This is a genomic window from Chryseobacterium sp. B21-037, assembly GCF_028570785.1.
In the GTDB taxonomy this organism is placed as follows: domain Bacteria; phylum Bacteroidota; class Bacteroidia; order Flavobacteriales; family Weeksellaceae; genus Chryseobacterium; species Chryseobacterium proteolyticum.
The window spans coordinates 2,087,678-2,112,674 of the sequence record NZ_JALGCB010000001.1 but is presented as its reverse complement, the minus strand read 5'-3'; the positions used below and the strand labels follow the sequence as shown (position 1 = coordinate 2,112,674).

General features: G+C 35.3%; 24 protein-coding genes. 14 read left to right on the top strand and 10 right to left on the bottom strand.

What is annotated here, in order from left to right; all coding sequences use genetic code 11:
- Nucleotides 1-37: 37 nt before the first annotated feature.
- The 3 genes from MTQ00_RS09145 to MTQ00_RS09135 form a co-directional block, all read right to left on the bottom strand.
- Entirely contained in the window at nt 38-511 is a 474-nt protein-coding gene (locus tag MTQ00_RS09145; protein WP_273648554.1) for a GNAT family N-acetyltransferase, read from the bottom strand.
- Complete coding sequence (locus tag MTQ00_RS09140; protein ID WP_273648552.1) at nt 495-1,262, bottom strand: methyltransferase domain-containing protein; 768 nt, start codon at nt 1,260-1,262, stop codon at nt 495-497. Before MTQ00_RS09140 ends, MTQ00_RS09145 begins: the two co-directional genes overlap by 17 nt.
- 284 nt (nt 1,263-1,546) lie before the next feature.
- The gene (locus tag MTQ00_RS09135; RefSeq protein WP_273648551.1) at nt 1,547-2,017 is read right to left on the bottom strand and encodes an Lrp/AsnC family transcriptional regulator; all 471 of its coding nucleotides are present in this window, start codon (nt 2,015-2,017) and stop codon (nt 1,547-1,549) included.
- Nucleotides 2,018-2,159: 142 nt separating this feature from the next.
- Here MTQ00_RS09135 and MTQ00_RS09130 point away from each other — a divergent pair, with 142 nt between their 5' ends.
- Together MTQ00_RS09130 and MTQ00_RS09125 are read left to right on the top strand one after the other, a co-directional pair.
- Entirely contained in the window at nt 2,160-3,548 is a 1,389-nt protein-coding gene (locus MTQ00_RS09130) for an MFS transporter (RefSeq protein ID WP_273648550.1), read from the top strand.
- Nucleotides 3,549-3,589: 41 nt separating this feature from the next.
- Nucleotides 3,590-4,174, top strand: coding sequence for a TIGR00730 family Rossman fold protein (locus MTQ00_RS09125; RefSeq protein WP_273648549.1), 585 nt, complete (start codon nt 3,590-3,592; stop codon nt 4,172-4,174).
- Here MTQ00_RS09125 and MTQ00_RS09120 read toward each other — a convergent pair whose 3' ends face one another.
- Entirely contained in the window at nt 4,175-4,960 is a 786-nt protein-coding gene (locus MTQ00_RS09120) for a helix-turn-helix domain-containing protein (protein WP_273648548.1), read from the bottom strand. It abuts the gene before it with no gap.
- 78 nt (nt 4,961-5,038) lie between these two features.
- Between MTQ00_RS09120 and MTQ00_RS09115 the strand changes: the two genes are divergently transcribed.
- The gene (locus MTQ00_RS09115; protein WP_273648547.1) at nt 5,039-6,241 is read left to right on the top strand and encodes a CynX/NimT family MFS transporter; all 1,203 of its coding nucleotides are present in this window, start codon (nt 5,039-5,041) and stop codon (nt 6,239-6,241) included.
- A gap of 65 nt (nt 6,242-6,306) precedes the next feature.
- Here MTQ00_RS09115 and MTQ00_RS09110 read toward each other — a convergent pair whose 3' ends face one another.
- A complete protein-coding gene (locus MTQ00_RS09110) occupies nt 6,307-6,942 on the bottom strand; it encodes an alpha/beta fold hydrolase (RefSeq protein WP_273648546.1) in 636 nt (211 codons plus the stop codon).
- A 106-nt stretch (nt 6,943-7,048) separates the two neighbouring features.
- On the opposite strand from MTQ00_RS09110, the gene MTQ00_RS09105 reads away from it, so the two are divergent.
- The 8 genes from MTQ00_RS09105 to MTQ00_RS09070 all read left to right on the top strand — a co-directional run bounded on the left by MTQ00_RS09105 (nt 7,049) and on the right by MTQ00_RS09070 (nt 11,578).
- Nucleotides 7,049-7,795 carry a metallophosphoesterase gene (locus tag MTQ00_RS09105; protein ID WP_273648545.1) on the top strand — a complete coding sequence of 249 codons (747 nt, stop codon included), beginning with the start codon at nt 7,049-7,051 and terminating at the stop codon, nt 7,793-7,795.
- Between the two features lie 203 nt (nt 7,796-7,998).
- A complete protein-coding gene (locus tag MTQ00_RS09100) occupies nt 7,999-8,559 on the top strand; it encodes a DUF2652 domain-containing protein (protein ID WP_172279333.1) in 561 nt (186 codons plus the stop codon).
- Between the two features lie 236 nt (nt 8,560-8,795).
- On the top strand, nt 8,796-9,203 hold the full coding sequence (locus MTQ00_RS09095) for a hypothetical protein (protein ID WP_273648544.1): 408 nt from the start codon (nt 8,796-8,798) through the stop codon (nt 9,201-9,203).
- Between the two features lie 95 nt (nt 9,204-9,298).
- Nucleotides 9,299-9,547: a hypothetical protein gene (locus MTQ00_RS09090; RefSeq protein WP_273648543.1), complete on the top strand. Its 249-nt coding sequence runs from the start codon at nt 9,299-9,301 to the stop codon at nt 9,545-9,547.
- 53 nt (nt 9,548-9,600) lie between these two features.
- Complete coding sequence (locus MTQ00_RS09085) at nt 9,601-10,035, top strand: hypothetical protein (RefSeq protein ID WP_273648542.1); 435 nt, start codon at nt 9,601-9,603, stop codon at nt 10,033-10,035.
- Between the two features lie 107 nt (nt 10,036-10,142).
- A complete protein-coding gene (locus tag MTQ00_RS09080) occupies nt 10,143-10,364 on the top strand; it encodes a hypothetical protein (RefSeq protein WP_273648541.1) in 222 nt (73 codons plus the stop codon).
- Between the two features lies 1 nt (nt 10,365).
- Nucleotides 10,366-10,920: a hypothetical protein gene (locus MTQ00_RS09075; protein WP_273648540.1), complete on the top strand. Its 555-nt coding sequence runs from the start codon at nt 10,366-10,368 to the stop codon at nt 10,918-10,920.
- A gap of 103 nt (nt 10,921-11,023) precedes the next feature.
- Nucleotides 11,024-11,578 carry a hypothetical protein gene (locus MTQ00_RS09070; protein WP_172279317.1) on the top strand — a complete coding sequence of 185 codons (555 nt, stop codon included), beginning with the start codon at nt 11,024-11,026 and terminating at the stop codon, nt 11,576-11,578.
- Between the two features lie 190 nt (nt 11,579-11,768).
- Here MTQ00_RS09070 and MTQ00_RS09065 read toward each other — a convergent pair whose 3' ends face one another.
- The 5 genes from MTQ00_RS09065 to MTQ00_RS09045 form a co-directional block, all read right to left on the bottom strand.
- A complete protein-coding gene (locus MTQ00_RS09065; protein ID WP_273648539.1) occupies nt 11,769-14,030 on the bottom strand; it encodes a glycoside hydrolase family 3 C-terminal domain-containing protein in 2,262 nt (753 codons plus the stop codon).
- A gap of 263 nt (nt 14,031-14,293) precedes the next feature.
- Nucleotides 14,294-15,103 (bottom strand): methionine ABC transporter substrate-binding lipoprotein MetQ, encoded by an 810-nt coding sequence (metQ, locus tag MTQ00_RS09060; protein WP_273648538.1) that lies wholly within the window; start codon nt 15,101-15,103, stop codon nt 14,294-14,296.
- A gap of 216 nt (nt 15,104-15,319) precedes the next feature.
- Nucleotides 15,320-15,976, bottom strand: a complete 657-nt coding sequence (gene metI, locus MTQ00_RS09055; RefSeq protein WP_273648537.1) for a methionine ABC transporter permease MetI — start codon at nt 15,974-15,976, stop codon at nt 15,320-15,322.
- Entirely contained in the window at nt 15,969-16,997 is a 1,029-nt protein-coding gene (locus MTQ00_RS09050) for a methionine ABC transporter ATP-binding protein (protein WP_273648536.1), read from the bottom strand. The genes metI and MTQ00_RS09050 overlap by 8 nt, the downstream gene beginning before the upstream one ends.
- 24 nt (nt 16,998-17,021) lie before the next feature.
- Nucleotides 17,022-18,026 carry an EamA family transporter gene (locus tag MTQ00_RS09045; RefSeq protein ID WP_273648535.1) on the bottom strand — a complete coding sequence of 335 codons (1,005 nt, stop codon included), beginning with the start codon at nt 18,024-18,026 and terminating at the stop codon, nt 17,022-17,024.
- Between the two features lie 872 nt (nt 18,027-18,898).
- Between MTQ00_RS09045 and MTQ00_RS09040 the strand changes: the two genes are divergently transcribed.
- From MTQ00_RS09040 to MTQ00_RS09030, 3 genes are all read left to right on the top strand, one after another.
- Entirely contained in the window at nt 18,899-23,020 is a 4,122-nt protein-coding gene (locus MTQ00_RS09040; protein WP_273648534.1) for a hypothetical protein, read from the top strand.
- A gap of 3 nt (nt 23,021-23,023) precedes the next feature.
- On the top strand, nt 23,024-23,881 hold the full coding sequence (locus MTQ00_RS09035; RefSeq protein WP_273648533.1) for a hypothetical protein: 858 nt from the start codon (nt 23,024-23,026) through the stop codon (nt 23,879-23,881).
- Nucleotides 23,882-24,124: 243 nt separating this feature from the next.
- Nucleotides 24,125-24,655 carry a hypothetical protein gene (locus MTQ00_RS09030; protein ID WP_273648532.1) on the top strand — a complete coding sequence of 177 codons (531 nt, stop codon included), beginning with the start codon at nt 24,125-24,127 and terminating at the stop codon, nt 24,653-24,655.
- The last annotated feature ends 342 nt before the right edge of the window (nt 24,656-24,997 follow it).

Sequence of the window (24,997 nt, the reverse complement as noted above, 5' to 3'; positions counted from 1 at the left end):
TAAGCATATACGATAATTATAAAGTTTCGGATTTATTTTAAATTTTCATTTTAAAGCCTTCATGGGAAGCGGTGAACCCAAGCTTTTTATAAAACCTGAGTGCCTCAGTTCTTGTTTTATCCGACATCAGCTGTACGACATCAGCTCCGTTTTCTTTAGCCCGTTGAATCACCAGGTGAAACATTTTTTCACCCAAACCCTTTCCCCGCATCGACGAATGGATACGGACAGATTCGATTAATGCACGTTTACTTCCTTTGTGGTTGAGGTATTGAAGGTACGTGACCTGCAGGGTTCCCAGGATCTCATCATCCCGATTGACCAGAACCAGTAAATCCTGATAAGGGTTTTGTTCGATGCTTCTGAAGGCTGAGATATATTGCTCGTTCAGGGGATCCGAAACTTCTTCTCTGTTTTTTCCCAGTACATCATCAGCCAGCATTTCTATAACCGTCTTTAAATCGCCGAAGGTTACTTTGCGCAGATGAAGCTCTTTATTTTTTTCTTCCATAGAGTAAGATTCTTTTAAATGCATAAATGGCAGGAAGCTTGGGGAAACTTGTAGCAATGCGGGCTTTAAACTCGTGGATAAATTCTTTTTGTTGTTCTTCATCCAGCCTTTCCAGATAGGGTATTAAAGCTGAACCGGAAATAAAATTGAACAAAGTATCATGATCTTCAGCAATGATAGGATACACTTTTTGAAAAAGATTTAATTCTTCAATTCCGTTCTCGAATAAGATCTGAGCATATTCATCTATCGTGAGCACTGCAGAAGGCCGGTTCCATCCCTGTAAATAGCTTTTAAAAGGTTCTTCTCCGGCAATAGCAGTTAAGATCTTGTTCAGGGTGTTTCCCGGTTGGTAAGGCATCTGGATGGCGAGCTGTCCGTTTGTTTTAAGTTTTGAGATCAGCTTGGGGAATAACTGAGGGTGATCATCAGACCATTGAAGGGCTGCATTGCTGAAAATAAGGTCCCAGGTTTCATTACCCGTGAGCATCTCTTCCGTGGTGGACATTCTGAAATGAAGCCGGTCATTTTCCAGGGTTTTGGATTTTTCAAGCATTTCCGGAGAGGAGTCGATTCCGATAAACTCGGCTTGGGGAAATTTTTCTGTGAGAATAGCCGTTTGTTCTCCCGTCCCACAACCTAAATCTATGGCCTTCATCGGCGTTTCCCCGGTAATGAGTTCCGCAAGGTCGAAAAAAGGTTTGAAACGGATATTTTTAAATTGATTGTAAACGTCAGGATTCCAAGGCATAACAAATATTTTTAATTGATCATCTGAATTTAGCTATTCCTGATTAAATGGGAGGATAAATTTGATTAAAACTTTCTTAAATTAAAATGGAAAGCGTTGATTATAGTATTTTTTAAAATAGAATTTTTATGCGTAGATTTCCCCCTCAAAGGTGGTGAAGAATGGCTTTAATTGCGATCTGTATTTTATACAAAAATGTTTTTTTCTTTACATGTACCGGTGATTGAAACCTTGTAATTTAAAACCTGACCTTCAAAAAAGGATGTCTTTGTACTTACAAAACTTTAAATGATCTGGGTGCTTTCTTTAATACTGTTCATCACAAAAATACTTTTTGTCTGCCCGATCCCTTCAATCTCCGAAAGTTTATTCACAAAAAACTCATGAAACTCATCCATATTGGGAGCCAGGATCTTTAGCATAAAATCAAAATCACCACTGATGTTATAAAACTCAACAACTTCTTTTAATTTGCAGACCTCTTCGATGAATTTTGTAGCCATCTTTTTATTATGGGCCTTCAAAGCGATCATACATATGACCATCATCCCTTTATTGACTTTTTTCCGGTCTAAAACAGTGGTATATTCCTTAATAATTCCTGATTTTTCCATACGCTTAATCCGTTCATGGGTGGGTGTAGGACTAAGATTGATGCGTGTGGAAATATCCCTTACACTTAGTTTGGCATCTTTTTGCAGCAAACGCAGGATAGAGAGGTCTTTTTCGTCGAGGGTATATTTTTCGGGTTGCATTTGTTCTGTTTTTTTATGGTAATATTATCTTAATAGAACATTTGTCTTTTTATTTGTCTTGTATGAATATTTTGTTCCAAATTTAAAACTAAATTTTCACATACGTTCTAATAATTTTAATTTTGCAGGAAATTTGAATAGTATGGGAACAAAAAGAAATTTAATATTAATACTCGCATCGATCGGAACGTTCGTGGAGGCTTTGGATATTGCTATCATTAATCTTACCATTCCTGCTATTCAGAAACAGTTCAATATCGGAGCAGAAACTGTTCAGTGGCTTCAGACCTTGTATGTTTTATTTTTTGGAGGCTTTCTGATTATCGGAGGGAAACTGTCTGACCAGATCGGACGTAAAAAAATGTTCTTACTGGGAGCGTTAATTTTTATGCTGACATCATTGGGAGCAGGGCTTTCGACTCATTTCGAAATGCTGGCTATATTCAGGGCTTTACAGGGACTCGGAGCGGCATTTATCATGCCATCAGCATTATCTATCGTAACCCATACTTTTACGGAAAATCAGGAAAGAAATAAAGCATTGGGTGTTTTCAGCTCTTTTGCCGCAATCGGATCTGGAAGCGGATTGTCGATAGGAGGGATCATCAGTACTTATTTAAGCTGGCATTGGGTATTCCTGATCAATGTACCTATCCTTTTGCTGACGCTTATTTTTGCTTATCAATATCTTCCGGCAGATGAAAAATCAGAAGGTACGCAGAAAACAGATGCCGTTTCAGGAATATTGCTGGTTTTAGGCCTTTTAAGCCTTACCTATGGAACACACGAGCTTATTCTGATTATGGAACAGCCTTTTTTAGTCATCGGATCAATTGTGGTTGCGGTTATACTTTTAGGTTCTGTAATCTACCGTCTCAGAACCATCAAACAGCCGTTGATTGATCTCAAATTATTCCAACACAGATCACTCATGGCTTCCAATATTGCCTTTTTTACACTGGGTGCATTTTTCATTGGATTTTTATTCCTGATCTCTTTGATGCTTCAGAAAGATATGGAATACAGTGCCGCCTCCGCAGGATTGATGTTGGTTCCTTTCAGCGTTATGTCTGCGTTAGTGGCTAAATTTGTATTACCTGCGATTTCCAAAAAGCTGAATCCTGCACAAATGGGAATTTTCGGATGGTCTTTTATGCTGGCAGGAGCTTTATCTCTGTTGGGAGCTATTTATTGGGGACATCCATTAACGATTGTATTATTGGGTGCCGCATGCATATCCGGAATAGGAATGACCTTTTGCTTTACAAGTTTATCCATTCTGGGAATCCGGGATGTGGATGCATCGCATTATGGGATTGCTTCAAGCTTAACGAGCACCAACTATTTTCTGGGAGCAGGAATCGGTCTCTCATTTATGACTTTGATGGGCCAGTTGTTCCCGTCAGATCTGGCAGTTGGCAGTTTAAGTATCATTATTTTATCTGCTTATGCAGTGTGTGCACTTGGAATTCTGGTATATTTGATCATCAGGGAACATAAAGTGAAAAGAGAGCAGGTTGCCGTTTTATAAGAAGTGTTTGTATAGATAATAATTATTAAAAAAGAGAAATCATGATAAAGAGACTAACCGTATTTTGTGGATCAAGTTTTGGAAACGAATCGGTTTATGAAGAACAAGCTTATGCGCTTGGAAAGAAGCTTGCGGAAGAGCAGATAGGTTTGGTATATGGCGGTGCGATCAGCGGATTGATGGGAACAGTAGCTAACGGGGTTATGGAAAACAAAGGGGAAGCAATAGGGATACTTCCTCATTTTCTGCAGGGGAAAGAAATTGCCCACCTGGGATTAAGTGAACTCATTCTGGTAGAAACGATGCACGAACGTAAAACGAAAATGAACGAATTATCCGATGGGGTTATTGCTCTGCCGGGCGGTTATGGAACACTGGAAGAACTTTTTGAAATGATGACCTGGGCACAGCTTGGGCTGCATCAAAAGCCAATTGCTGTTCTGAATGTCAATGGGTTCTATAATGACCTGTTACAGATGTCTCAGAACATGGTTGATAAAGGTTTTTTAAAAGAAACCAATCAAAAGATGCTGATCGTAGATGACAACATTGATACCCTTTTAATGAAAATGAAGAATTACGAGGCTCCAAATGTTGAAAAATGGATCTCTAAGGATGAGGTCTGATCATAAGTTTTTGATAAAATCACTGGGCCTGTATTGCATGACCGACTGAAAACTGTTGGTGTAGGCTTGCAGGCTTTTATATCCGACCTGAAAAGCGATTTCAGAAATGGTCCATTCATTGGCACTTAGTAATTCCATACTTTTGATGATGCGAAGCATCTGCTGATACTTAATCAGCGTAAGTCCTGTTTCTTTTTTAAAAATTCTTTCCAGGGACCTGAGTGACAATGAAGCAATATCGCTCAGATCTTCCATTTTAAGATCTTCGGTATAATGGGTATTCAGGTAATTGATCGCCTGCGTTAATCTTTTATCCTGAGGAAGGCTGATGTGAAGCTGAATAGAATCGGCCACAAAGTTACGAAGCTCGTTATACAATGCTTTTAGGAAAATATTTTCATCGTTGTTTTCGGTAGTATTCATCGACCATTTTTCAGCATACCTGATCATTTCTCTCAACACTGCTGGTACTGAAAATACATGAACCTGATGGTAAAAAGGATCTTCTGTATCAACATCAAAAAACATAATCATCAGCCGGATACTTTCAGAATGAGAATTGGTTTTATGCAAAGCCTGTGGTGGAATCCAGGCCGCATGGTTTTGGGGTAAAAGATACATTTTCCCTTCTACTGTAAGATATTGAAATCCGCTTTCCACATACACAAGCTGTCCTTTTTTCTCATGAATATGAAGAACATCATCATGCCGCCAGTTATCTTCAAACCAAACAAAATACGGGTTGCTGATATCATCGACATTCAATAGAGGTTTGGAAGACATCATGTCGTTTTAGATTAATATTATGGCAAATGTATGCAAAATAACATGATTAATTTTGCTGTAACAATTTTGATCCTCATTATGAAAAACGAAACAAGAAAAGAAGCATCATATTTCCTACTACTGATCAATGTTTTGGTGGTTATTCTGGTATCCAGTAACCTGCGTTCACCTATTACTTCAGTAGGACCGGTACTGAACCAGATCAGCCGGTCTTTACACCTGGATAATTTTCAAAGCAGCCTGCTTACTTCCATACCTTTGCTGATGTTTGCAAGTTGTTCTGTACTCGTAAGCCGGTTTTCACACCGGTTCAGTATCAACAGGTTTTTATTGTACGCATTGATTATTCTGAGTTTTGGATTATTCTTAAGGGTTTTCGGGTCGGTTTGGACCCTATTTACAGGATCCGTATTTATCGGTTTAGGAATCTGTGTAGGGAATGTAATTACACCCGGTTATATCAAAAATAATTTTCCCAAACAGATCGGGTTAATGACCGGTATTTTTGCGGTGGCAATGAATCTTACTGCGGCTTTGGCTTCGGGATACAGCGTGAGCCTTGGAGAATGGACAGGGTATGGATGGCGTGGTTCCCTTGGAATATGGCTGGTGATTGCCCTTTTGGCTTTATTGGTCGTTATTTTGGAGTTATTGTTAAATAAAAACAGCGTACGACAGGCTAACAGCTCAATGGCAAAGTCTGATTTTAATATGTTCAAATCGGCTCAGGCCTGGAATATCAGTATTTTTATGGGATTACAGTCTTTGGTATACTATTCTTTAATTTCCTGGTTGCCTGCTGTTCTTAATGACTATGGAATGAATGGAAATGCTCCGGGTTGGGTATTGTTCGTCATTCAGATTTCCATGATTCCCATTACTTTTGTAGGACCGATCATTGCCAATAAGATGAAAGATCAGCGAATAATGATCATTTTCCTTTGTGTCCTAATGTTTGCAAGTATTGTCATGTTTGCCTTGCTGAAGTCACAATGGATCTATGCGACCGCAATTTTATTGGGGCTATCAAATGGGTTATCATTTAGCTTATCGATCTTATTTTTCTCTTTACGGACAAAATCAAGTGCCAATGCCATTAAAATTTCAGGAATGGCCCAGTCTGTAGGCTATCTGATTGCTGCATTCGGGCCTGCTGTTTTTGGAAAGCTGCACGATTGGGATCCGTCTTGGAAATACTCATTTGCTTTTCTTGGAATTTCAGTCATTCTGATGTTTTTCTTCGGAATGAGGGCGGCACAGCGGAAATTTGTTGAAGGTTGAGAATTGTGAGTTGATGGTTTTGTTGTTACTGGACATACTGCAATCTTGTTATCCGGAAACCCGGATCAAAAATTCTTATAAATCCATTCTTTGGTGGGGGTAAGCCAAATATCTAAAGCTTTAAACAAAAATCCATGCTTCATTCCAGTGTTAAGTTCTATTTCTTTAAATGCCGCTAATTTTGAGTTTTGATATCTTTTCTCGGAAGATAAAGGGACATGGCCCTCATCAGATTTTTCCGTGATTGAAAGTATTTTACCGTATAGTTTGAAACCGGCAATTTTATTTAACGAATCATCCTTGAAGCTTGAGCCGATAATTACAAATTTCAGATCCGGATTTTTAGCATAATAAGAAACATATTGTGCAATATAGCCGCCTTGCGATGTTCCGACTATGCTGATGTTACGGGAAGAAACTCCTTTTATCTGCAGGCTGTCAATCTGAGCAATGATCTTTCGGGCATAGACTTCCGGATCGGTCTGATCAGCTCTTTTTTCTGAGATCACTACAGTGTTTTTGCTTTTCAGCTTATTCAGGATCGGTGTATATTCAGCAATACCGTATTGCGGATGTTTTTCGGTCAATGAATGCCCCTCAAGAAACTTGTTATGGAGAAAGAAAATATATTGTTTTTGTTGAGCTTTTAAAAAATTTGATGTGAGAAGAAAAGCAAAAAGAATGGCTATGACTGTTTTCATGGGTACCCTGCATTAAAGGGATAAAGATAAATATAAATATAAATATAGTTTTTGATATTGTAGTATTTTTGTTGCTTGCAAACTATGTTATCCTCAATTTAAAAATATGAAAATACAAATCATCAGCGATCTGCACCAGGAATTTGGCTCCACTGAATTATGTTTTGACAGAGCAGATATTGTTGTATTGGCTGGTGATATTAATTTAGGGACTAAAGGTATTGAATGGATTATGGGTAAGATTTCTGATAAACCTGTTATTTATGTGCTTGGGAACCATGAATATTATAAAGGTTCTTATCCAAAAACATTGAATAAGATAAAAGAAGCAGCAGAGGATTCTACAGTTTTTGTGCTCGAAGATTCTTTTGTAGACTTTGAAGGAGTCAGGTTTCATGGTTGCACATTATGGACAGATTTTTCGATCTTTGGAAATCCGGTAAAGTATGGAATGCTTTGTCAGCCAAGAATGAATGATTACCTTAAAATCCGTAGGGATCCTTCTTATTCAAAATTGAGAACAATTGATACTTTTAAAATTCATCAGCTCTCGAAATTAACATTAAAAGAGAATCTGGAAAATTCAAAAGGATTAAAAAATATTATAGTTACTCATCACGCCCCAAGTATTCAATCAGTTCCTGAAGAATATAAGAATGATCCTTTAACCTCAGCGTATGCTTCCGATTTGGAAGATATGATTAAAGAATATGAGCCACTTTATTGGATTCATGGCCATATTCACACGCCTTGCAGATATGTGTTTGAAAAAACTGAAATTATTTGTAATCCGCATGGATATATTGACGAGAAATACAACGGGTATGAGAAAGAGCTGATTATTGAGGTGTAATATTGTAAATGTTGATGTAATACTTAAATAATTTGATAATTTATTTGGAGTTGATTTCACATGAGTAGATAAATTTCAGGTGGAATTGAACCTTGCTTTCTGGTTGTTGCCATTGCCTCACCCCGATCATTATATGGCTTGTGAATAAAGTAAAATGAAACTTGTTACGTCTTTAGATACAACAGGTTTTTAAACTCAACATCATGGATGCAAATATACAAGAGGGTATTATACTGATTCCGGATTTCAATGGATTTACCGAATTTGTATTGAATACGAAATTATACACGGGAGAGTATATTGTAAGACAATTATTATCAATTCTGATAGATGTTAATAACAGGTATTTTGAAATTTCTGAAATTGAAGGGGATGCCATTTTATTTTTCAGATATGATAAAAACCCATCTTTTAAAAAAATCTCCAATATGCTTCGGAATATGCAGAATGCATTTAGCAGAAAAGTAGCTGAGCTCAATGAAGCATTAAGCATTTCCATCGATCTATCGTTAAAATTTATTGTTCATTACGGAAAGTTTTCCCAATATAAGATTGGAAATTTTAGAAAGCTGTATGGTGCACCTGTGGTGGAAGCTCATAAGCTGTTGAAAAACGATTTTGCAAAGCAACCTTCTTATGCCTTATTCAGCAATTCTTTCCTTGAAAGTACAGAGAGCAGCAGTAATTTTTATACTGACGAGGAACAAAACCTGCCTGATGTTGGAGTGATCCATTATTTTGAAGGAATAGAACAGCATATTTAATTTTTTCCTTGTAAATGCTATAGGTGTGCCCGGATTAGTCTGGGCATTTTTACGATATGTTCTGGCGCATCGGTATATTAAAATTGTTATGAAATAATAAACTAATTATTAAAAAGTTATATGCGAATTAAATTATTGTCAAATATCTCTAAATTTTATATTATGTGTATTAAAAAATGTTAAATTAGCGCGATTTTTATAATGTGAATTGCTAGTAACTTTAAATTAAAAAATAAGTGAAAAAACTCTACTTCAGTGTACTTTCTATGTGCATTATTTCCGGGCTATCGGCCCAGGAAGTGGTTTGGCAAAAAGATATCAAATCTTCTACCCAGGATTTCCTGAGCCAGGTAACCACAACAATTGATCAGCAGTATTTGATAACAGGAAGAGCCATACAGGCTGGAAACCAAAAGAAGGATGCTGGAAGCACCCAGCAAAATAATGGCTATGACTTTCATTTGGTTAAATTGAACCAACAGGGAGACCAGGTTTGGGAAAAATATTTCTCAGGAAACAATCATGATTATTTGTCTTCTACCGTAGTGACCAAGGAAGGAGGCTTTCTAATTTCAGGAACCTCATATTCCGGAAAGGGATCAGATAAATTACTTTTAGTGAAAGCAATAAAGCTACTATTATAAGAGAATATAATATTGGTTACGATACTAATAGCTTAGATGATTTTAAAGGAAAAAGCCAAGAATTTATTGATAATGCTGTACTCCGTACTAGTGGAATGACTGATACTAATAACAATACACAAATCAATAAAAACCAAATTAATTTTTATACAACCGAAGGAATGCCTCAGGATGCAAATGGTAATTTACTCTTTGATAAAAGGGATAGTAAACAATTAGCTAAAACAGGGGCTCACGAAGATATTCATACGGCGGGACAGAAACATGACAGTAAAGTCACTTTAGCCTCACCTCCAGATAATTTAATGCGAATGGGAGCTCCTGGTACAAAAATGACTCCATAACAAAGGACTGAGTCCATAAAACTAATAGAAAAACAACAACCATAAACAAGATAATGAAAACTTTTAATAGAATAATAATTTGTTTCGCATTTCCTTTTATAAGCTGCTCTACTGTAAAGACAACTGAAGTATATGGTACAGAGATGGAGATTGTCGATAATGTACGATCAAGAGTTATGATTAAAAAATTTAAGGCTCAAGACAAAAATAAGTCGTTTTTAGATTTTGCATCGCAGTTTGATAATCTTATAACAGTTAAAAATGGAGATAGTATAGTTCTCAATGAAAAAAGTAAAACATTGCCAATATTAGGATATACAAACTCTTGTGTAATTTTTAATAATAAAGATGTTGAAATTGTTATTGATAATAAGCATGAAATAAAATTAAACAAAGAACAATTACCAAAATATAAGTTTATATATATGTGGAAGGATAGAAATAATTACAAAATTGAATATACAAATGAAGCAAAGTCTTTTTTATAAAAAAGAATATATAATGTATCTCTTGAGCACAACTAAATCCTACATTGTCACCTAATTATTTAAGTTTAGATAAGTTAGGATATTCCTCGAGTACATTAAATTGGGATATGCATTCACATGGAAGCAAATGGGGAACGAATGGACCATCATCTGGTGATTTAGAACATGCCTTATCTAAGAAAGTTATAAGGTTTTTGTTTAGGACTAATGGCAATGAAATGGGTAAAGTCTATCCTTATGGAAAACCCTTTGATAACAGTTCATTATTTAAACAAAGAAATTTTGGAGATATGAATAATAAATTTTCAAATAATAGTGACTTTAAATAAAATGAAAACAGTTTATTTTATATTAATTCTAATATGTACAGGAATTAATGCACAGAATAAAGATGCAAGCGATTTTTTTAAAAGCCGTTCTGTGTATAGAAAAGTAAATAACGTATTGACATTTACTAATAAATCTAGTACAATTGTTTTAAATGATTATGAGAAATCTACTATTTATGCTTTGGTAACACCGATTCATGAAAGATATTTCACTGTCAGTTTAAAGAACCAATTACCAAACTCTAGCATAGATCAAAAGCAATATAAATGCTTTAAAGTTACGGATAACAAGTTTATCGTATTTTCTGATAGATCTGATGAAAATTTTGGAAAAACAGAACAATACAAAAATAATTTTGAAATTAATTCGAAAGAGGAAACTCCTTGTAATGACTTATTTAAGCAATTAAAAAATAATAAGCAATCTGGTATTCCTGTGAATGTCTTTGCGTACTCAATTTTTGAAGAAACATTTGTTTATCTGGAAGATCTGGCAACCTTTGATGCTCTTCAATACTTAGAAATTGAATATGATCTGCATAAGCAATCGAAATAGCTGGCTAAGCTTATATTTATAGAAAGAATTTTGAGAATGGATCATTTTTTAAGAGATATGAATAATAAAAGATTTTCAGATAATTATGTTAACTTCAAATAGAATGAAACCATTTATACTACTTTTATTACTAGTAGGTGTAAAATTAAATGCACAAGATAAGAATGCAAGCGATTTTTTTAAAAGCCATTCCTTATATCGAAAAGTAAATAATGTATTAGCGTTCATTAATAAATCTAATACAATTGTTTTAAATGATTATGAAAAATCTACTATTTATGCTTTGGTAACACCGATTCATGATGGATCTTTTACTGTCAGTTTAAAGAATCAATTACCAAGCTCTAGCATAGATCAGAAGCAATGTAAATGCTTTAAAGTTACCGATAACAGATTTATCGTATTTTTTGATAGATCTGATGAAAATTTTGGAAAAACAGAACAGTACAAAAATAATTTTGGGATTAATGCAAAAGAGGCAACTTCTTGTAATGACTTATTTAAGCAATTGAAAAATAATAAACAGCCTGCAATACCTGTGAATGTTTTTGCATACTCAATTTTTGAAGAAAAATTTGTCTATCTGGAAGATTTGGCAACCTTTGATGCGCTTCAATACTTAGAAATTGAGTATGACCTGAATAAGCAATCGAAATAGCTAAAAAAGAAAATCCACTATAGATATTGAAATAAGGTATATTTGGTTTTAATAAATATCAATCCAGGAAAGCAATTCCTGGATTTTTGCTTTTATATTTCTTTACAATACCAATTTCAAATAATTTTATATAAAAAGAAAACCTCCCTTTCGGGAGGTCAAAAAACACAAATGATGAAAAAAAAATTATCTACTTTAGAGTGAATTTCACTTTAGTTTTAATGGCATCTGAAGAATTTCCAATCAAGGCTTCAAAATCTCCCGGTTCAGCTACCCAGTCATGTTTATCGGCATCGAAATAGCTTAGTGCTGTTTTGTCAATGCTAATGCTTACTTCTTTCTGCTCTCCAGGATTTAAAAATACTTTTTCAAAACCTTTGAGCTCTTTTGCCGGACGGGGAACAGAGGATTTAAGGTCACTGATGTACAATTGAATGACCTCAGCACCTGCTTTCTTCCCTGTATTTTTTACCGGTACGGTAAATGTAATTTTATCATCCTGGGATATCGTTGTTTTATCTGCTTTAGCTTTTCCAAATTCGAAAGTCGTGTAGCTTAGTCCGTGTCCGAAGCTGAATAAAGGTTTGATGTTTTTTGTATCATGCCAACGGTATCCTACAAAAATTCCTTCGTTGTAGGTAATATTGATTGGGTTCTTTTGATCTTTTCCTTTTCCTGCTGCCAACTGGTCTTTCTGACCGGGATATTCCCCTAATTGGTGCGCGGAATTGTCTTCCAGTTTCACCGGGAAGGTAAATGGCAATTTTCCTGAAGGGTTTGCGTCGCCTGCTAGGATAGAAGCAATCGAATTTCCTGCTTCAGAACCCAGATACCAGGATTGAACAATGGCAGGTACTTCTTTAATCCAAGGCATCGCTACTGCATTTCCGGAAACTAAAACAACAGCAAGATTTTTATTGGCTTTTGCCAACGCAGAGATCAGATGATCCTGGTTGTATGGAAGTCCATAGCTTTTACGGTCATTTCCTTCGCTGTCCTGGAAATCACTTTTATTTAATCCTCCAATGAAAATAACAACATCAGATTTTTTTGCCAGCTCTACAGCTTCATTGATTAGTTCGGTTTCAGAGCGGGTATCTTTCAGGTCCTGTCCGGATTTTACCCCGTTGTATTCTCCGCCGATATCTCCAACATATCCTCTTGCATACTGCACATCAACCTGCTTTCCGAATCTTTTTTTGATTCCGTCTAAGGGTAATGTTTCATATTTTACTTTTAATGATGAAGAACCACCACCAACAGTCATGATCTTAATCGCATTTTCGCCGATCACTGCTATTTTTTTAGTTTTGGTGAGATCGATTGGTAATACGTTCCCCTGGTTTTTTAATAAAACAATTCCTTCTTCACCGATTTCCTTGGCTACAGCCTGATGTTCAGCGGAAGCAATATTTCCGAAAGGTTTGTTTCGGTTCATTGTTGTTTTATAAGCCAGGTTTAAAAGTCTGCTCACTTTGTCATCCAGTTCTTTAGTTCCTACTTTTCCGGATTTAATAAGGTCCAGATAAGGTTTTGCTAAATAATAGTTATCGTATGCATTTTTTGTTCCTGCCGATAAACCGTTTGTCCAGCTTCCAAATTCAAGATCCAGTCCGTTATGAATCGCCTGTTCGGTATTGTTTACCGCACCCCAATCTGAAACGACAACTCCTTTATACTTCCATTCTCCTTTCAGGATATCATTTAAAAGGTATTGGTTCTGGCTGGCATACTGGTTTTTATACATATCATAAGCGCCCATGATCGTCCATGAATCCCCTTCAGTTACTGCTGCTTTAAAAGCCGGTAAATAAATTTCATACAGGGCTCTGTCGTCCACGGTAACATTGCTGGTATGGCGGAACATTTCCTGGTTATTTAAGGCAAAATGTTTTACACTCGTTGCAACTCCGTTCGATTGGACTCCTTGGATATAAGGAACCACCATCTTGGAAGTCAGGTAAGGGTCTTCCCCCATATATTCAAAGTTTCTTCCGTTGAGTGGAGTTCTGTAAATATTAACTCCAGGTCCGAGAAGGATATCTTTTTTTCTGTATCGCGCTTCTTCTCCTAATGCTTTACCGTAGTTCCATGACATTTTTTTATTCCATGTAGCGGATAAAGCGGTTAATGCCGGATAAGCAATAATTGAATCATTGGTCCAGCCTGCCTGATTCCATTCATCCCACATTACTTCCGGACGTACCCCATGAGGTCCGTCTGTTGTCCAGAATTCAGGAATTCCCAATCTTGGAACACCTGGTGAACTGAATTTTGATTGTGCGTGAAGCATGGCTACTTTTTCCTCCAGTGTCATTCTGGAAAGAGCATCCTTAACACGTTGTTCAACCGGTTTCGATTCATCTAAATAGATCGGGAGGGTAGTATTCTGAGCCATTGAAGAAATTGAAATAAGAGTGAATAAACTTACTATGGCAGTTTTCTTAAACATAAAACCTTTTTTTGATTCGTAACAAAAATAGGAAATTTATTTATTATCTCAAATTGAGATAATGAAAATTTTTAAGAAATAGCCAATTATACCAGGTTCTTATTCAAACGAACAAATCACAAAACTCCGTATTGTAAGGATTTTCATGGGTAATAAAAAATCATATATTTTTTTATTCGGAAAGGATAAAAGATAAAAAGTAACATCAATATAGCAATTGAAATAGTACATCATGTCAGCTGCTATATTGATAGATTAAAAAATTACCATCCTTTCACAGCACCCCCTTTAAAGATCTCTGCTGCTTTTTTCACCACTTCATCAGACTGGTAAGCTTTTAAAAAGTTTTTTACCTTTTCCTCATCTTTATTGTCATGTCTTGCAACCACTACATTTACATAAGGTGAATCTTTATCTTCTTTAAAAATCCCGGATTTTGTTTCGTCCAATCCTGCCTGTGCCGCAAAATTATTGTTGATGATTGCGATCACCACTTCTTTATCATCCAGCACTCTTGGTAATTGTGGTGCTTCGATTTCCAGGATTTTCAATTGTTTTGGATTTTCTGTAATATCGGTTACTTTAGGAAGAAGTCCTACACCTTCTTTTAGTTTTAATAAACCATTTTTCTGTAATAACAGCAATGAACGCCCTCCGTTCGTTGGGTCATTGGGAATTACAATAGTACTTCCATTCTGTAGCTGACTGATATTTCTAATCTTTTTTGAATAGGCAACAATAGGATAGACAAAGGTATTTCCTACAACGGCCAGTTTATAGCCTCTTTGTTTGGACTGTTCATTCAGGTATGGAACATGCTGAAAGGCATTGGCATCAATATCACCATTGTTCAATGCTTCATTTGGGACTACATAGTCATTAAAAGCAACCAGTTCAACTTCAAGGTTGTATTTTTCTTTAGCTACTTTTTTCGCTGTTTCAGCGATCAGTTGTTCTGGTCCTGAGGTAATTCCTACTTTGATGTAATTAGGATCATCTTTTTTAGCTGAATTACATGCATTAAATACCAGCAAACCTACTGTAAGAAGTCCTAAGATTTTTAATTTCTTCATTATATACTATTTTTATTTAAAGGCAGAATCGCGAATTGCGGAACTGCAAAATTGTTTAATTGTGGGAGTGGAGTTGTTGATCGCATTGAATTCCAACACATATTCTCTCCAACTCTTTAGTAAATTTTTAAAGCAAAACTGTTTAATTGTGGGAGTGGAGTTACTGTTGGTCCCATTGAACCCATATACGCTCCAACACAAACACGCTCCAACTCTTTATCGGTGATCAAATCTCTTTGCCAGCTTATCTCCAGAAAACTGAATGATAAAAACCAAAGTGACCAAAAGCCCCAAAACAAGGTTCATGATCACAGCATCATAGCCGATGTATCCATACTGATAACCAATTTGTCCCAATCCACCGGCACCAACAGCTCCTCCCATGGCAGAATAGCCTACTAAAGTGATCAGCGTGATGGTTGCATTATTGATCAGTGAAGGAAGCGCTTCCGGCAGCAGTACTTTTTTGATGATCTGAAGTGGAGTAGCTCCTAAAGCCCTTGCGGTTTCAATAAGTCCGTAAGGGATTTCGAGAAGACTGTTTTCAACCAATCTGGCAATAAACGGTGCCGCTCCTATGCTCAACGGAACCAAGGCAGCATTAATTCCAATAGAGGTTCCCACCAAAGCTCTTGTGAAAGGAATCATCCATACAATCAAAATAATGAATGGAATGGATCTGAAAATATTAACCAGGATGGATACAATTCTATTATAGATCTTATTTTCAAGGAGCTGTCCTTTCCTCGTAAGAAACAAAAGAATCCCTACCGGAAGACCTAAAACAAAACCAAAAAAACCGGAAACAAATGTCATATATACTGTTTCCCAAATGCCCTTTGATAAAAGGGAAATTACCGAATCACTAAGCATAGCCCTTTACTGTATTTTGAATTTTATTTTGATTAAAATAATAGATCGCCTTCTGGTTTTCTTCGGATTCTCCCTGAAGCTGCAGAAGAAGCTTCCCAAAATTGGAATCTCCCAAATATTCTACATCAGCTTTCAATAGCTTATATGGAATTTTATATTCGTCATAGATCTTTGAAAGTAGTTTTTCTACTGTAATATGTTCATTAAGCTCTATTTCCACAAGCGGAAACAGACCGTCTTTTGGCTCTTTTTGCAGCTTTTTGTTAAGCTCCTGAGGTATAGTCATGATGCCTGGGTTTATAAATTGTTTAATAACCGGATGTTCTTTATCCGAAATAATTTCCTGCAGGGTTCCTTTGGTAAGGAGTTTTCCTTTATCAATAACAGCGACGTGGTTACAAATCGACTTGATTACATCCATTTCGTGAGTAATCAATAAAATAGTAATTCCTAATCGTTGATTGATATCGCGTAATAATTGTAAGATCGACTGGGTTGTAGCGGGATCCAATGCACTTGTTGCCTCATCACAAAGCAGAAGGTACGGATCATTAGCTAATGCCCTCGCAATTGCTACTCTTTGTTTTTGTCCTCCGGAAAGGCTTTTAGGATACTCACTGGCTTTTTCTTCAAGCCCTACAATTTTCAAAAGTTCGTTGACTTTATTTTGAATTTCTGACCGGTTCACATGATCCAGTTCCAGTGGCAGCGCTACATTTTCAAAAACAGTCCTTGAAGAAAGCAGATTGAAATGCTGGAATATCATTCCTATTTTTTTCCGCTCTTTAGCCAGTTCTTTAGATTTTAGCTGAACGAAATCTTTTCCATTGATAATAATCTGTCCCTGGTCGGGCCTTTCCAACAGATTAACAGTTCGTATTAATGTACTTTTTCCGGCTCCTGAAAATCCGATGATTCCGACAATGTCTCCCTGCTCAATACTGAGACTGACATCATCCAGCGCCTTAAAGGCCTGTTTCTTCTTGTGAAAGGTTTTTGAAATGTTCTTGATCTCTATCATTATAGTTTTAATTACTTTGAAATTTTATATGGGCTGATACGGCCTGTTGTTCCTTTTTGCAAATCGCAACACCCTCCTGATCTTTACTTTTGATCGTTTTGAAAGCTTGAAATACTTGGTGATATTGGTAAGCAGGACGCCGGCTAATATAATGGTCAGTCCAAACAGCTGGTTTCCGTTGATGGTCTGATTAGCGATAATCCATCCGGCCAATACCGTTACAATTGGGTTAATATAAGTATGCGTACTTACCAGAGCCGCAGGTTTTACGGATAATAACCAGATATACGAAAGATAAGCGATGATTGATCCGAAGAAAATCAGAAATAAAACTCCCAACCAAGCCGATAACGGAATTGTTGTTAAGGAAAAATTATTCCATTCATTTCTGAAAAATGCAATAACAAAGGAAGCTACTCCTGCGATAATAAGCTGCTGGGCAATATTCATAAAAGTAGACTGACTGGCAGGATTCTTTTTTGAATATAACGATCCTAGAACCCATGCAACCGAACTTAATGCAAGTACAACAAATGCCGTAACCCGAACAGAATCACTGACGGCAGCATGATGAACATTAGCGCTAACACTTCCTTTTAAAAATAAAATCAGTCCGATGAAGCCTATAATAAGTCCAATAGGTATAAACTTATCTGAAAAATAATATTTCCAGTTTTTTTTATCGATAGCAATAAACCAAAACGGTCCCGTTGCTATCGTGATGGCTGCTTCAGAAGCCGTCACATATTGTTCACCCCAGGCCACAAGCCCTGTTCCACCGGTAAGGATGAGAATTCCGGTAATACCGTTTTTTTTCCAGTTACCCAAAGAATTGGCTTTTTCTCCTTTGGCCGACAAATAGCCCAGTATAAGTATTCCGGCAACCAAAAATCTGAAACCTGAAAGGATAAAGGGAGGAAACCCCTGTAATCCGAAAGAAATAGCCAAAAATGTAATCCCCCAGATTACATAAATATTGGTAAATGCTATTGGGATCAACCAATTATTTTTAGAGCTAGTTGTACTCATTGTATGTTTTTTTAATGTTGTTCATGTAAATAAAAAAGGCCTTACAATGTGGTAAGGCCTTATAAAATATGTCATAATAAAAGTAAGGTCAACCACGGCAATGTCGGAACATAGGCATACTGCACTGCATCATCACAGAAGTGATGGCTTGTTTATTTAGCGAATAGGTATGTTTAAATTCCGGTTTCATTTTTTTATTTCCTGAATACGTTTGCAAATATAGAACATAAATTTTTAAAAGTCTACTAAAAAAGTAGACTTTTTATAAAATTAATTTGCTTTAATGTGTATATGTTTGGTTTTTAATTATTTATATGCGTGTTTTAAATTGGGTATACCTGAAATTATTATAAAAACTACCTCAAATCACTTACGAATAGTTAAACAAAATTTTAATACGTCGAGTTTTGGCGTCCTCGGTGAATAGCTTTGCTTTAGAATCAAAGAATAATAAAAATTAAAAGCTATTATTGATTTTTAATGAAAACTTTTAAGAATAAAAAATAATAAAAAACACGTCAGTTTTTGTCGTTACAGCCTGATAGATTTGTAAAAGTTTAAACATTATAAAATCAATAATCAATTGCTGATTGAAATTGATCTGCAGATCTTTTATTCACCTTCAACAAAGCAATACATCCACTAATCACTAAAATTATTATTAATCATGAATACTCTAATGACTTTCCATATTTTTTTGCCCTCATCTTAGAACTGAATAATTGACCGGCTTATAGATCACTTCATTGTAAATGGCGCCTTACAATAAGGATTTAACGGTATTTAGCGTTCAATGAATTCTTGTGATTCAACTTTTGAGAAGTTGTTTCAAACTTAACCTATAAAATAATATCTAATTAAAAACTTATAATATGCCATCATTAGCCTATTTTACATCCCCAGCTCCTGTCCAGACACCTGGACAGTCGTATGGTGCCTCTGGTCCGGATAAGTTTAAAGTCAGCAGTCCCTTTACAGCTACCGGAGATCAGAATGTGTATGCCGTATTGAAGGGAACGATTTTATTACAACAACAAACCGATATCAATAAGGTTAACCTTATATTGCGTCCCCACGATCAAAAAGATACCAAGCTGCCTGTTAAATATATTATTTACAGGGGTTTAAAAACTTCAGAATTTTTAGACAGTACAAATATTTCTGATACTGCTAATAAAGTAAAAACATCTGGTAGTGAATTGCTAACAAAAATGCAGGCCATCCAGGCTCAAAGAGCTGCAGGCACCGCAATCCCGGTAGAAGCATTATTTGGAAATGAGCTCGCTCCAGCATCGACAAAGAATATTGATGAATTCTTCTTTAAAAATCTGGCCCCTTCTTCTCAGCTTTTTACTATTGATTGCGGAACAGACCTCGGTAAATTTACAGATAACGTGAGTATAGAAATTGTTCTTGAGAATCCTGAATTTTTTGTAACAGTAGAACTTGCAAAAAGAGGAAATCACGAATTAGACGTAACCTCTATTTCTGATCCGGTACAAAAAAAATGGATCAAGGATCTGGCGAGGCATTTTGTTGATCCTGCCGCTTTTTACGGATTCCATCACAATATTGATGGCGGAATAGAATATAGATCAAATACTAATGCAAAGTTAGTAGCCAATACGCCAGCTTTAGTTTTTCAAAATATTGTACAGAAATTCTCTACTAAAAATAAAGTATATCTCGATATAAGAAATGAAAACGGATATTCTTATAATTACTACAATAATTATAAAGGAACTGGAACCGATGCTTTTAAGAATATTAAGATTGGACAGTCTGCTGCTTCCATGACCAATAAGGAATATTATACGGATGGTTGGGCGGTCCATATGGTAGCTGTCACTCCCGGAACAACAGCTGAAAATGATGTTTTTCTGGCTTTAAGAGTTAATGATAATGAAAAACCGTTGCTTGCGGGTTGGAATATTCCTCTTACTCCTAATGTGGTAGTAAACCCACCTTTAGGTAATACGACTACTAATAGGGTTTATTTTGCGGACGAAACCAACTTACTGGCTGCTTCTGCTTCCGAATTTACCAATACTGTGTCTTTTAAGATCCCTAATGTGCCTGGTTCTACCGCTGAGCAGATGGCAACGATCATAAAACTAGACTACATTAAACAGATAAGGATAAACGACGGAGTGGATGCTTTTCCTCAACAAAATTCCACCGATTATTTGTTTGGTCCTATCAATATAAGTATTCCCTGGAATAGCCAGGATGGTGTACAATGGATAGGAAGCGATCACTATAAGTATTTTGATGGTTTGAACCAGGGATTTATTTCCGGAACAATGGAAGAAACCATCAGCGCTCTCGACATTTCTTTGAAAACTATTACCATCAATAAAAAAATAGATGCTCAGATTACCAATAAAGTAAACATTGTAAATACTGCAAATACGCAGAATGTGGGAGAATACAGTGTAATTAAAGTGGAGAACCCGACGTTGACAAGTACAAAAATTACAGTCCTTGAAAGCTTTCCATCATCTTTACAGACAGGAGATAAATTAGCATTTGCTATCGAAGCAGCCGTAATCTTTGATTATCAGAATAAAAAAGTTATTGCAAAAAATATCAACCTTTCCAATGTTTCAGCTTTTGGAGCTGGGAAAAAAGTAAAGTTGATGGTTAAAAAATCGGTTGAAACAATTCAAACTATTGTAAGCTCTTCTTTAATCAGTGGAAATACAGAGATTGTTTTAAATAATTTTGATAAACAAGGTTTTGGAAGTGTTATGCTTACAGGAATGGCTGTAGAAACCGATCTTGCTACCGGGCCTAATCCTCCGGATAACGATAATGTATTGTTTTATGCAGTTCCGCAATATTATTTTAAAAATACAGGAGGCAAAAATAATAATGCATTTAACTTCAAGGGAGCAACCAGCAAAAATGAGTCTTTTATTAAAGCCATTCAGAAATTTTCTTCAGACTTTCAGATTGAAAAATATAGCCTGCAACCAACTGCTGGAAATTTTATTGCTACACTAGCTTATAATTCAGCGACAAATGTGCGGGAAAATATTCTCATTTTGGGTCTTAAAAAATCAGAATTTGAAGATCTGAAAACTGCGGCAGCTACACAATTATCTCCCTACCATATTCAGACTTTAAAATTAAAACCTCAGGGAAACCGGCTGAGAGATCAGGATTATGAAGCTTATTATAAATATAATGTTGTAGTAGCGGGTCTTAATAATGCTGGTAATTACGCTGAAACAACAACATTTAAAGAGATTTATTCAAGAGATGGTATGATTTTTACTTCTCCGGAATATGCAAAAAGTGAAACTATTTCAGAACAAAAGGCAAATGAAGCCCTAGATCTGTTTTTAAATCAAAATGATATTTCAAAGCTAAAAAACTATACCTATGAAGAAATGAATATGTTACATAAAAGCTCACAGGTATTTACTATTAATAAAGGATTGTTGGCGAAAAATACAGAATTGACAGGATTAATTTCAGAATTGCGGACTGAACTTAATTTGGTAGCTGAAAATGCAGACGATATTTCTACATTGCTAAAACAAAAAGGAACGGAACTCTACGTCCTTGCCAAGCAAAAAATTAGCGAAGCCAATAAACCCTACACCAATAAGGATGGGATTTTATACCTGGTAAGACTGAAAATGCAGGTTATTATCAAAAATCATCCAAAGATTATTACTAATTTATCATCACAGATAAAAACTTTTGTTGGGCATTTTGAAAAGACCAGTAGAGGGTTACAAGGAGATTCAAAAGCGAATTTTTCCGCATATCCTCAGAATCTGAAAAGAGTATTAATCTCAGGATTCGACCCATTTAATCTAGGGATAGGAAACTATGGTATAGATAAGGATGGAGATCTTTCTAATACGAGTGGGAATATTGCTTTAGCACTAGACGGGAAAGAACTGAAGTCCGGTACTACAGTTAAAGGAATAATCAGATCCGGTATTTTTCCTGTTCGTTGGGAAGACTTTGATAGTAACATTGTTGAGGATTTTTTTGAAAGTTATATCGATTTACCGGATAACGATCCTAATAAACCTCATATGATTATAACAATAAGCTACGGTATTCATTATGATAAGAATATGCCTCATGATTATCATCTTGAAAGATTTGCCTGTAATTGGAGAAGCAATGGTGGAGATAATAATAATTCATCGAAATATTTTTCAACCAATTCTTTCCAGGAAACGACAAGATCAAATTTAGATAATGCGTCTTACATTGTTAATTTACCAAAAGTTCCTCCTGCACCGGGAAGCACAGATGAACGGGATTGGACATTTATCGAATCTACATTACCTTTTGATAAGCTGGAAGTAGGGACTACAGGCAAGATTAAGGTAACGAATTACGATGCTGTGGTAAATCATGGCGGAGCGAAGCTTGCTGGTTCACAAACGGTGAATGGAACAAAATATAATTTTTATTACGGTTTTCTGGAGTGGGAAGTTTTTGGAAAAAATGCTTCAGGTACAGAAGTGAATATTACCGATCAGCTGACAATGGGCATGCCTGCAGGATTATTCCCTCCATTTACACAGCCTACCACTGGTACTATTACTACTTCAAATGGGCAAAAACTTTTTGTTGTAAAAGAAACCCAGAAGTTAGATCTTGACAAGCCATTCTACTATCAGGGGCTTCTTGGCTGCGATAATGTTGAAACAAAATACTTTAAACAATCTAGTTCGAGTTATATTCCTCATCCAACATGGACAAATTATAAACAAAATAACTTAGATTTACTTTATAATGATATAAGAATAGAAGGAAGGGATGGATCAGGCGGAACTTATATGTCCAACGAGATTTTTTATAGGGTTGCTTATTTAAGAAAAAAACATAACAGTAGTATAAAAACGGGACATATTCATATTGGTTTTCTGAAAGATGATCCAAGATGGCTTACTGCAAATCAGAGAAATTTAATGTTAGCCGATATTGAAGAAATGATTAAAAAGTTTAATGATATTATATAAAGCATGAAAAATACTATTTTAATTTGCATGTTGCTGATAGCAGTAAAATTATACTCACAGCCAAGCCAGCTTCCCAAAGAGCCTTATGAATTTTTACTCGAACAGAATAATAAGTACGAATTAAAGGACATAGAAATTATTTCTTATTCGGCTGAACATCTACTTTCGATCCAAAAATACAAAGTAAGTAATGAGGAACCTGTTTATTTTAATAGTTCATCTCCTAGTGGGAAAATTTTAAAGGACAAAAAATTTTTGAAATTATTCTTAATAGACAGGGATGATGATTTTCTTAAGACTTATCTGGTAACACTTGTAAATAAGAACAATGGTGAGAAGACAGCCATTTATATACATCTGCATAAAGACTACTGGTTATTAAGAGATTTCTATATCAACAGGTTTTTAATAGAAACAGCTGATATTGAAGAAGGAACCTACCTTGTGAATTTTTTTGAAGATAAAAAGGAAATCGACAGTAAAATAAGAATCAATGCAACATCTTTCGCTAAAGTTTCAAATTCAAAAAAAACAAATACTAATGATTCCTCCGATCTGGTAAATTTGGATGTAAATATATCTAACAGAAATGACTATTTCATAGGATACTACCAATGGATTACAGATTCATGGATTCCTAGAGTGAAAAGAGGAGCACCGTTTTCAAATTTTGTTTTAAAAATAAATAACAAATCGATGCGCAGCTTTAAAAAATCCAATCAATTTATATCAGTCGAAGATATCTGTGCAAATAAAAATAGTTTAAATAAATTAAAATATCTATTAAACGGAGTGAATAAAATTGAACGAATAAATTTTACAACCCCAGAAAATAAAATAAATAATTATCAGGTAGAATAATACCTCTCTATTTAGGGCTGGTACCGCAGATCAACTTAAAGCACTGGAAGGTACGGGAGGAGATTATTTATCAAATGAAATTTATTATAGAGTTGCCTTTTTAAGGACAAAATATAATCCAAGTCTTAAAACGGGGCATATTCATGTTGGCTTTAATAAAGGTGATGTTAGCGGAAGTGAAAGAGATCAAATGTACCTATAATAAAAGATGTTTTAAAACAGGTCATTACAAATTTATAAACTATGAAAAATTACATTATAGCATTAGGACTTTTTATAACCAGCTTTCTCCATGCACAATTTGTACCTCAAAGATATGCGATAAAAATCTCAGATATGAATTCGGATTTGCCATCGGTTAAGCAAAACTATTCATTTTATTCTTATTCATATAAACTTTCGAATGATGAAGAGCAAGCAAAAACAAAGCAAACGATAAACAATTATAAAAACCATAATTCGGGAGAAACAGAATATATTTACGTTCCTTTATACCCTAATTATAATAATAGCAATGATGTAAGTATTTTAAAGATAGTTCATAATGACAAAGTAATGACGGTTTATTTTTCTTTTAATCGTAATTTATCGGAAGGAGAAGTCATTTACCTGGATCATTTTTATTTTGTACCGGGTACCTACTTTCTAAAGGTTGAAGAACAAGCTAATTATACTCATCAGGAAATCGGAAAGAAGGTTGTAACGCTTCCTTTTTCAAATGCGAAAATGATATCCGCGAAAAAATTACGTGATATCTTCCGTAAGATCAATTAATATCATTTCTGACTTGATTATTGACGATTAGTGATAGTATCAAAAATTTAAGTACTTTATCTTAAATACAGAATAGCTCTGTCTACTCTTTTTTCTCTAACTATAGGATAGAATTACATTCATGGGATTTCTGTGGAGAGTATTATAATGTCATGAAATAAGACAATTATTGAAACTTCAGAGTAATAGAGATTTTTCATCATAAATAATTCCGATCATTTCTTCATTCTAGTTCTTTTATTCATTTTTTCAAATCCGGAATACAATTTATTATTGATTCATTTCAGTAGTACATTATTCCCAGTGCCTTATTTCAGGGGCAAAAATCTTTTAATTTTTTAA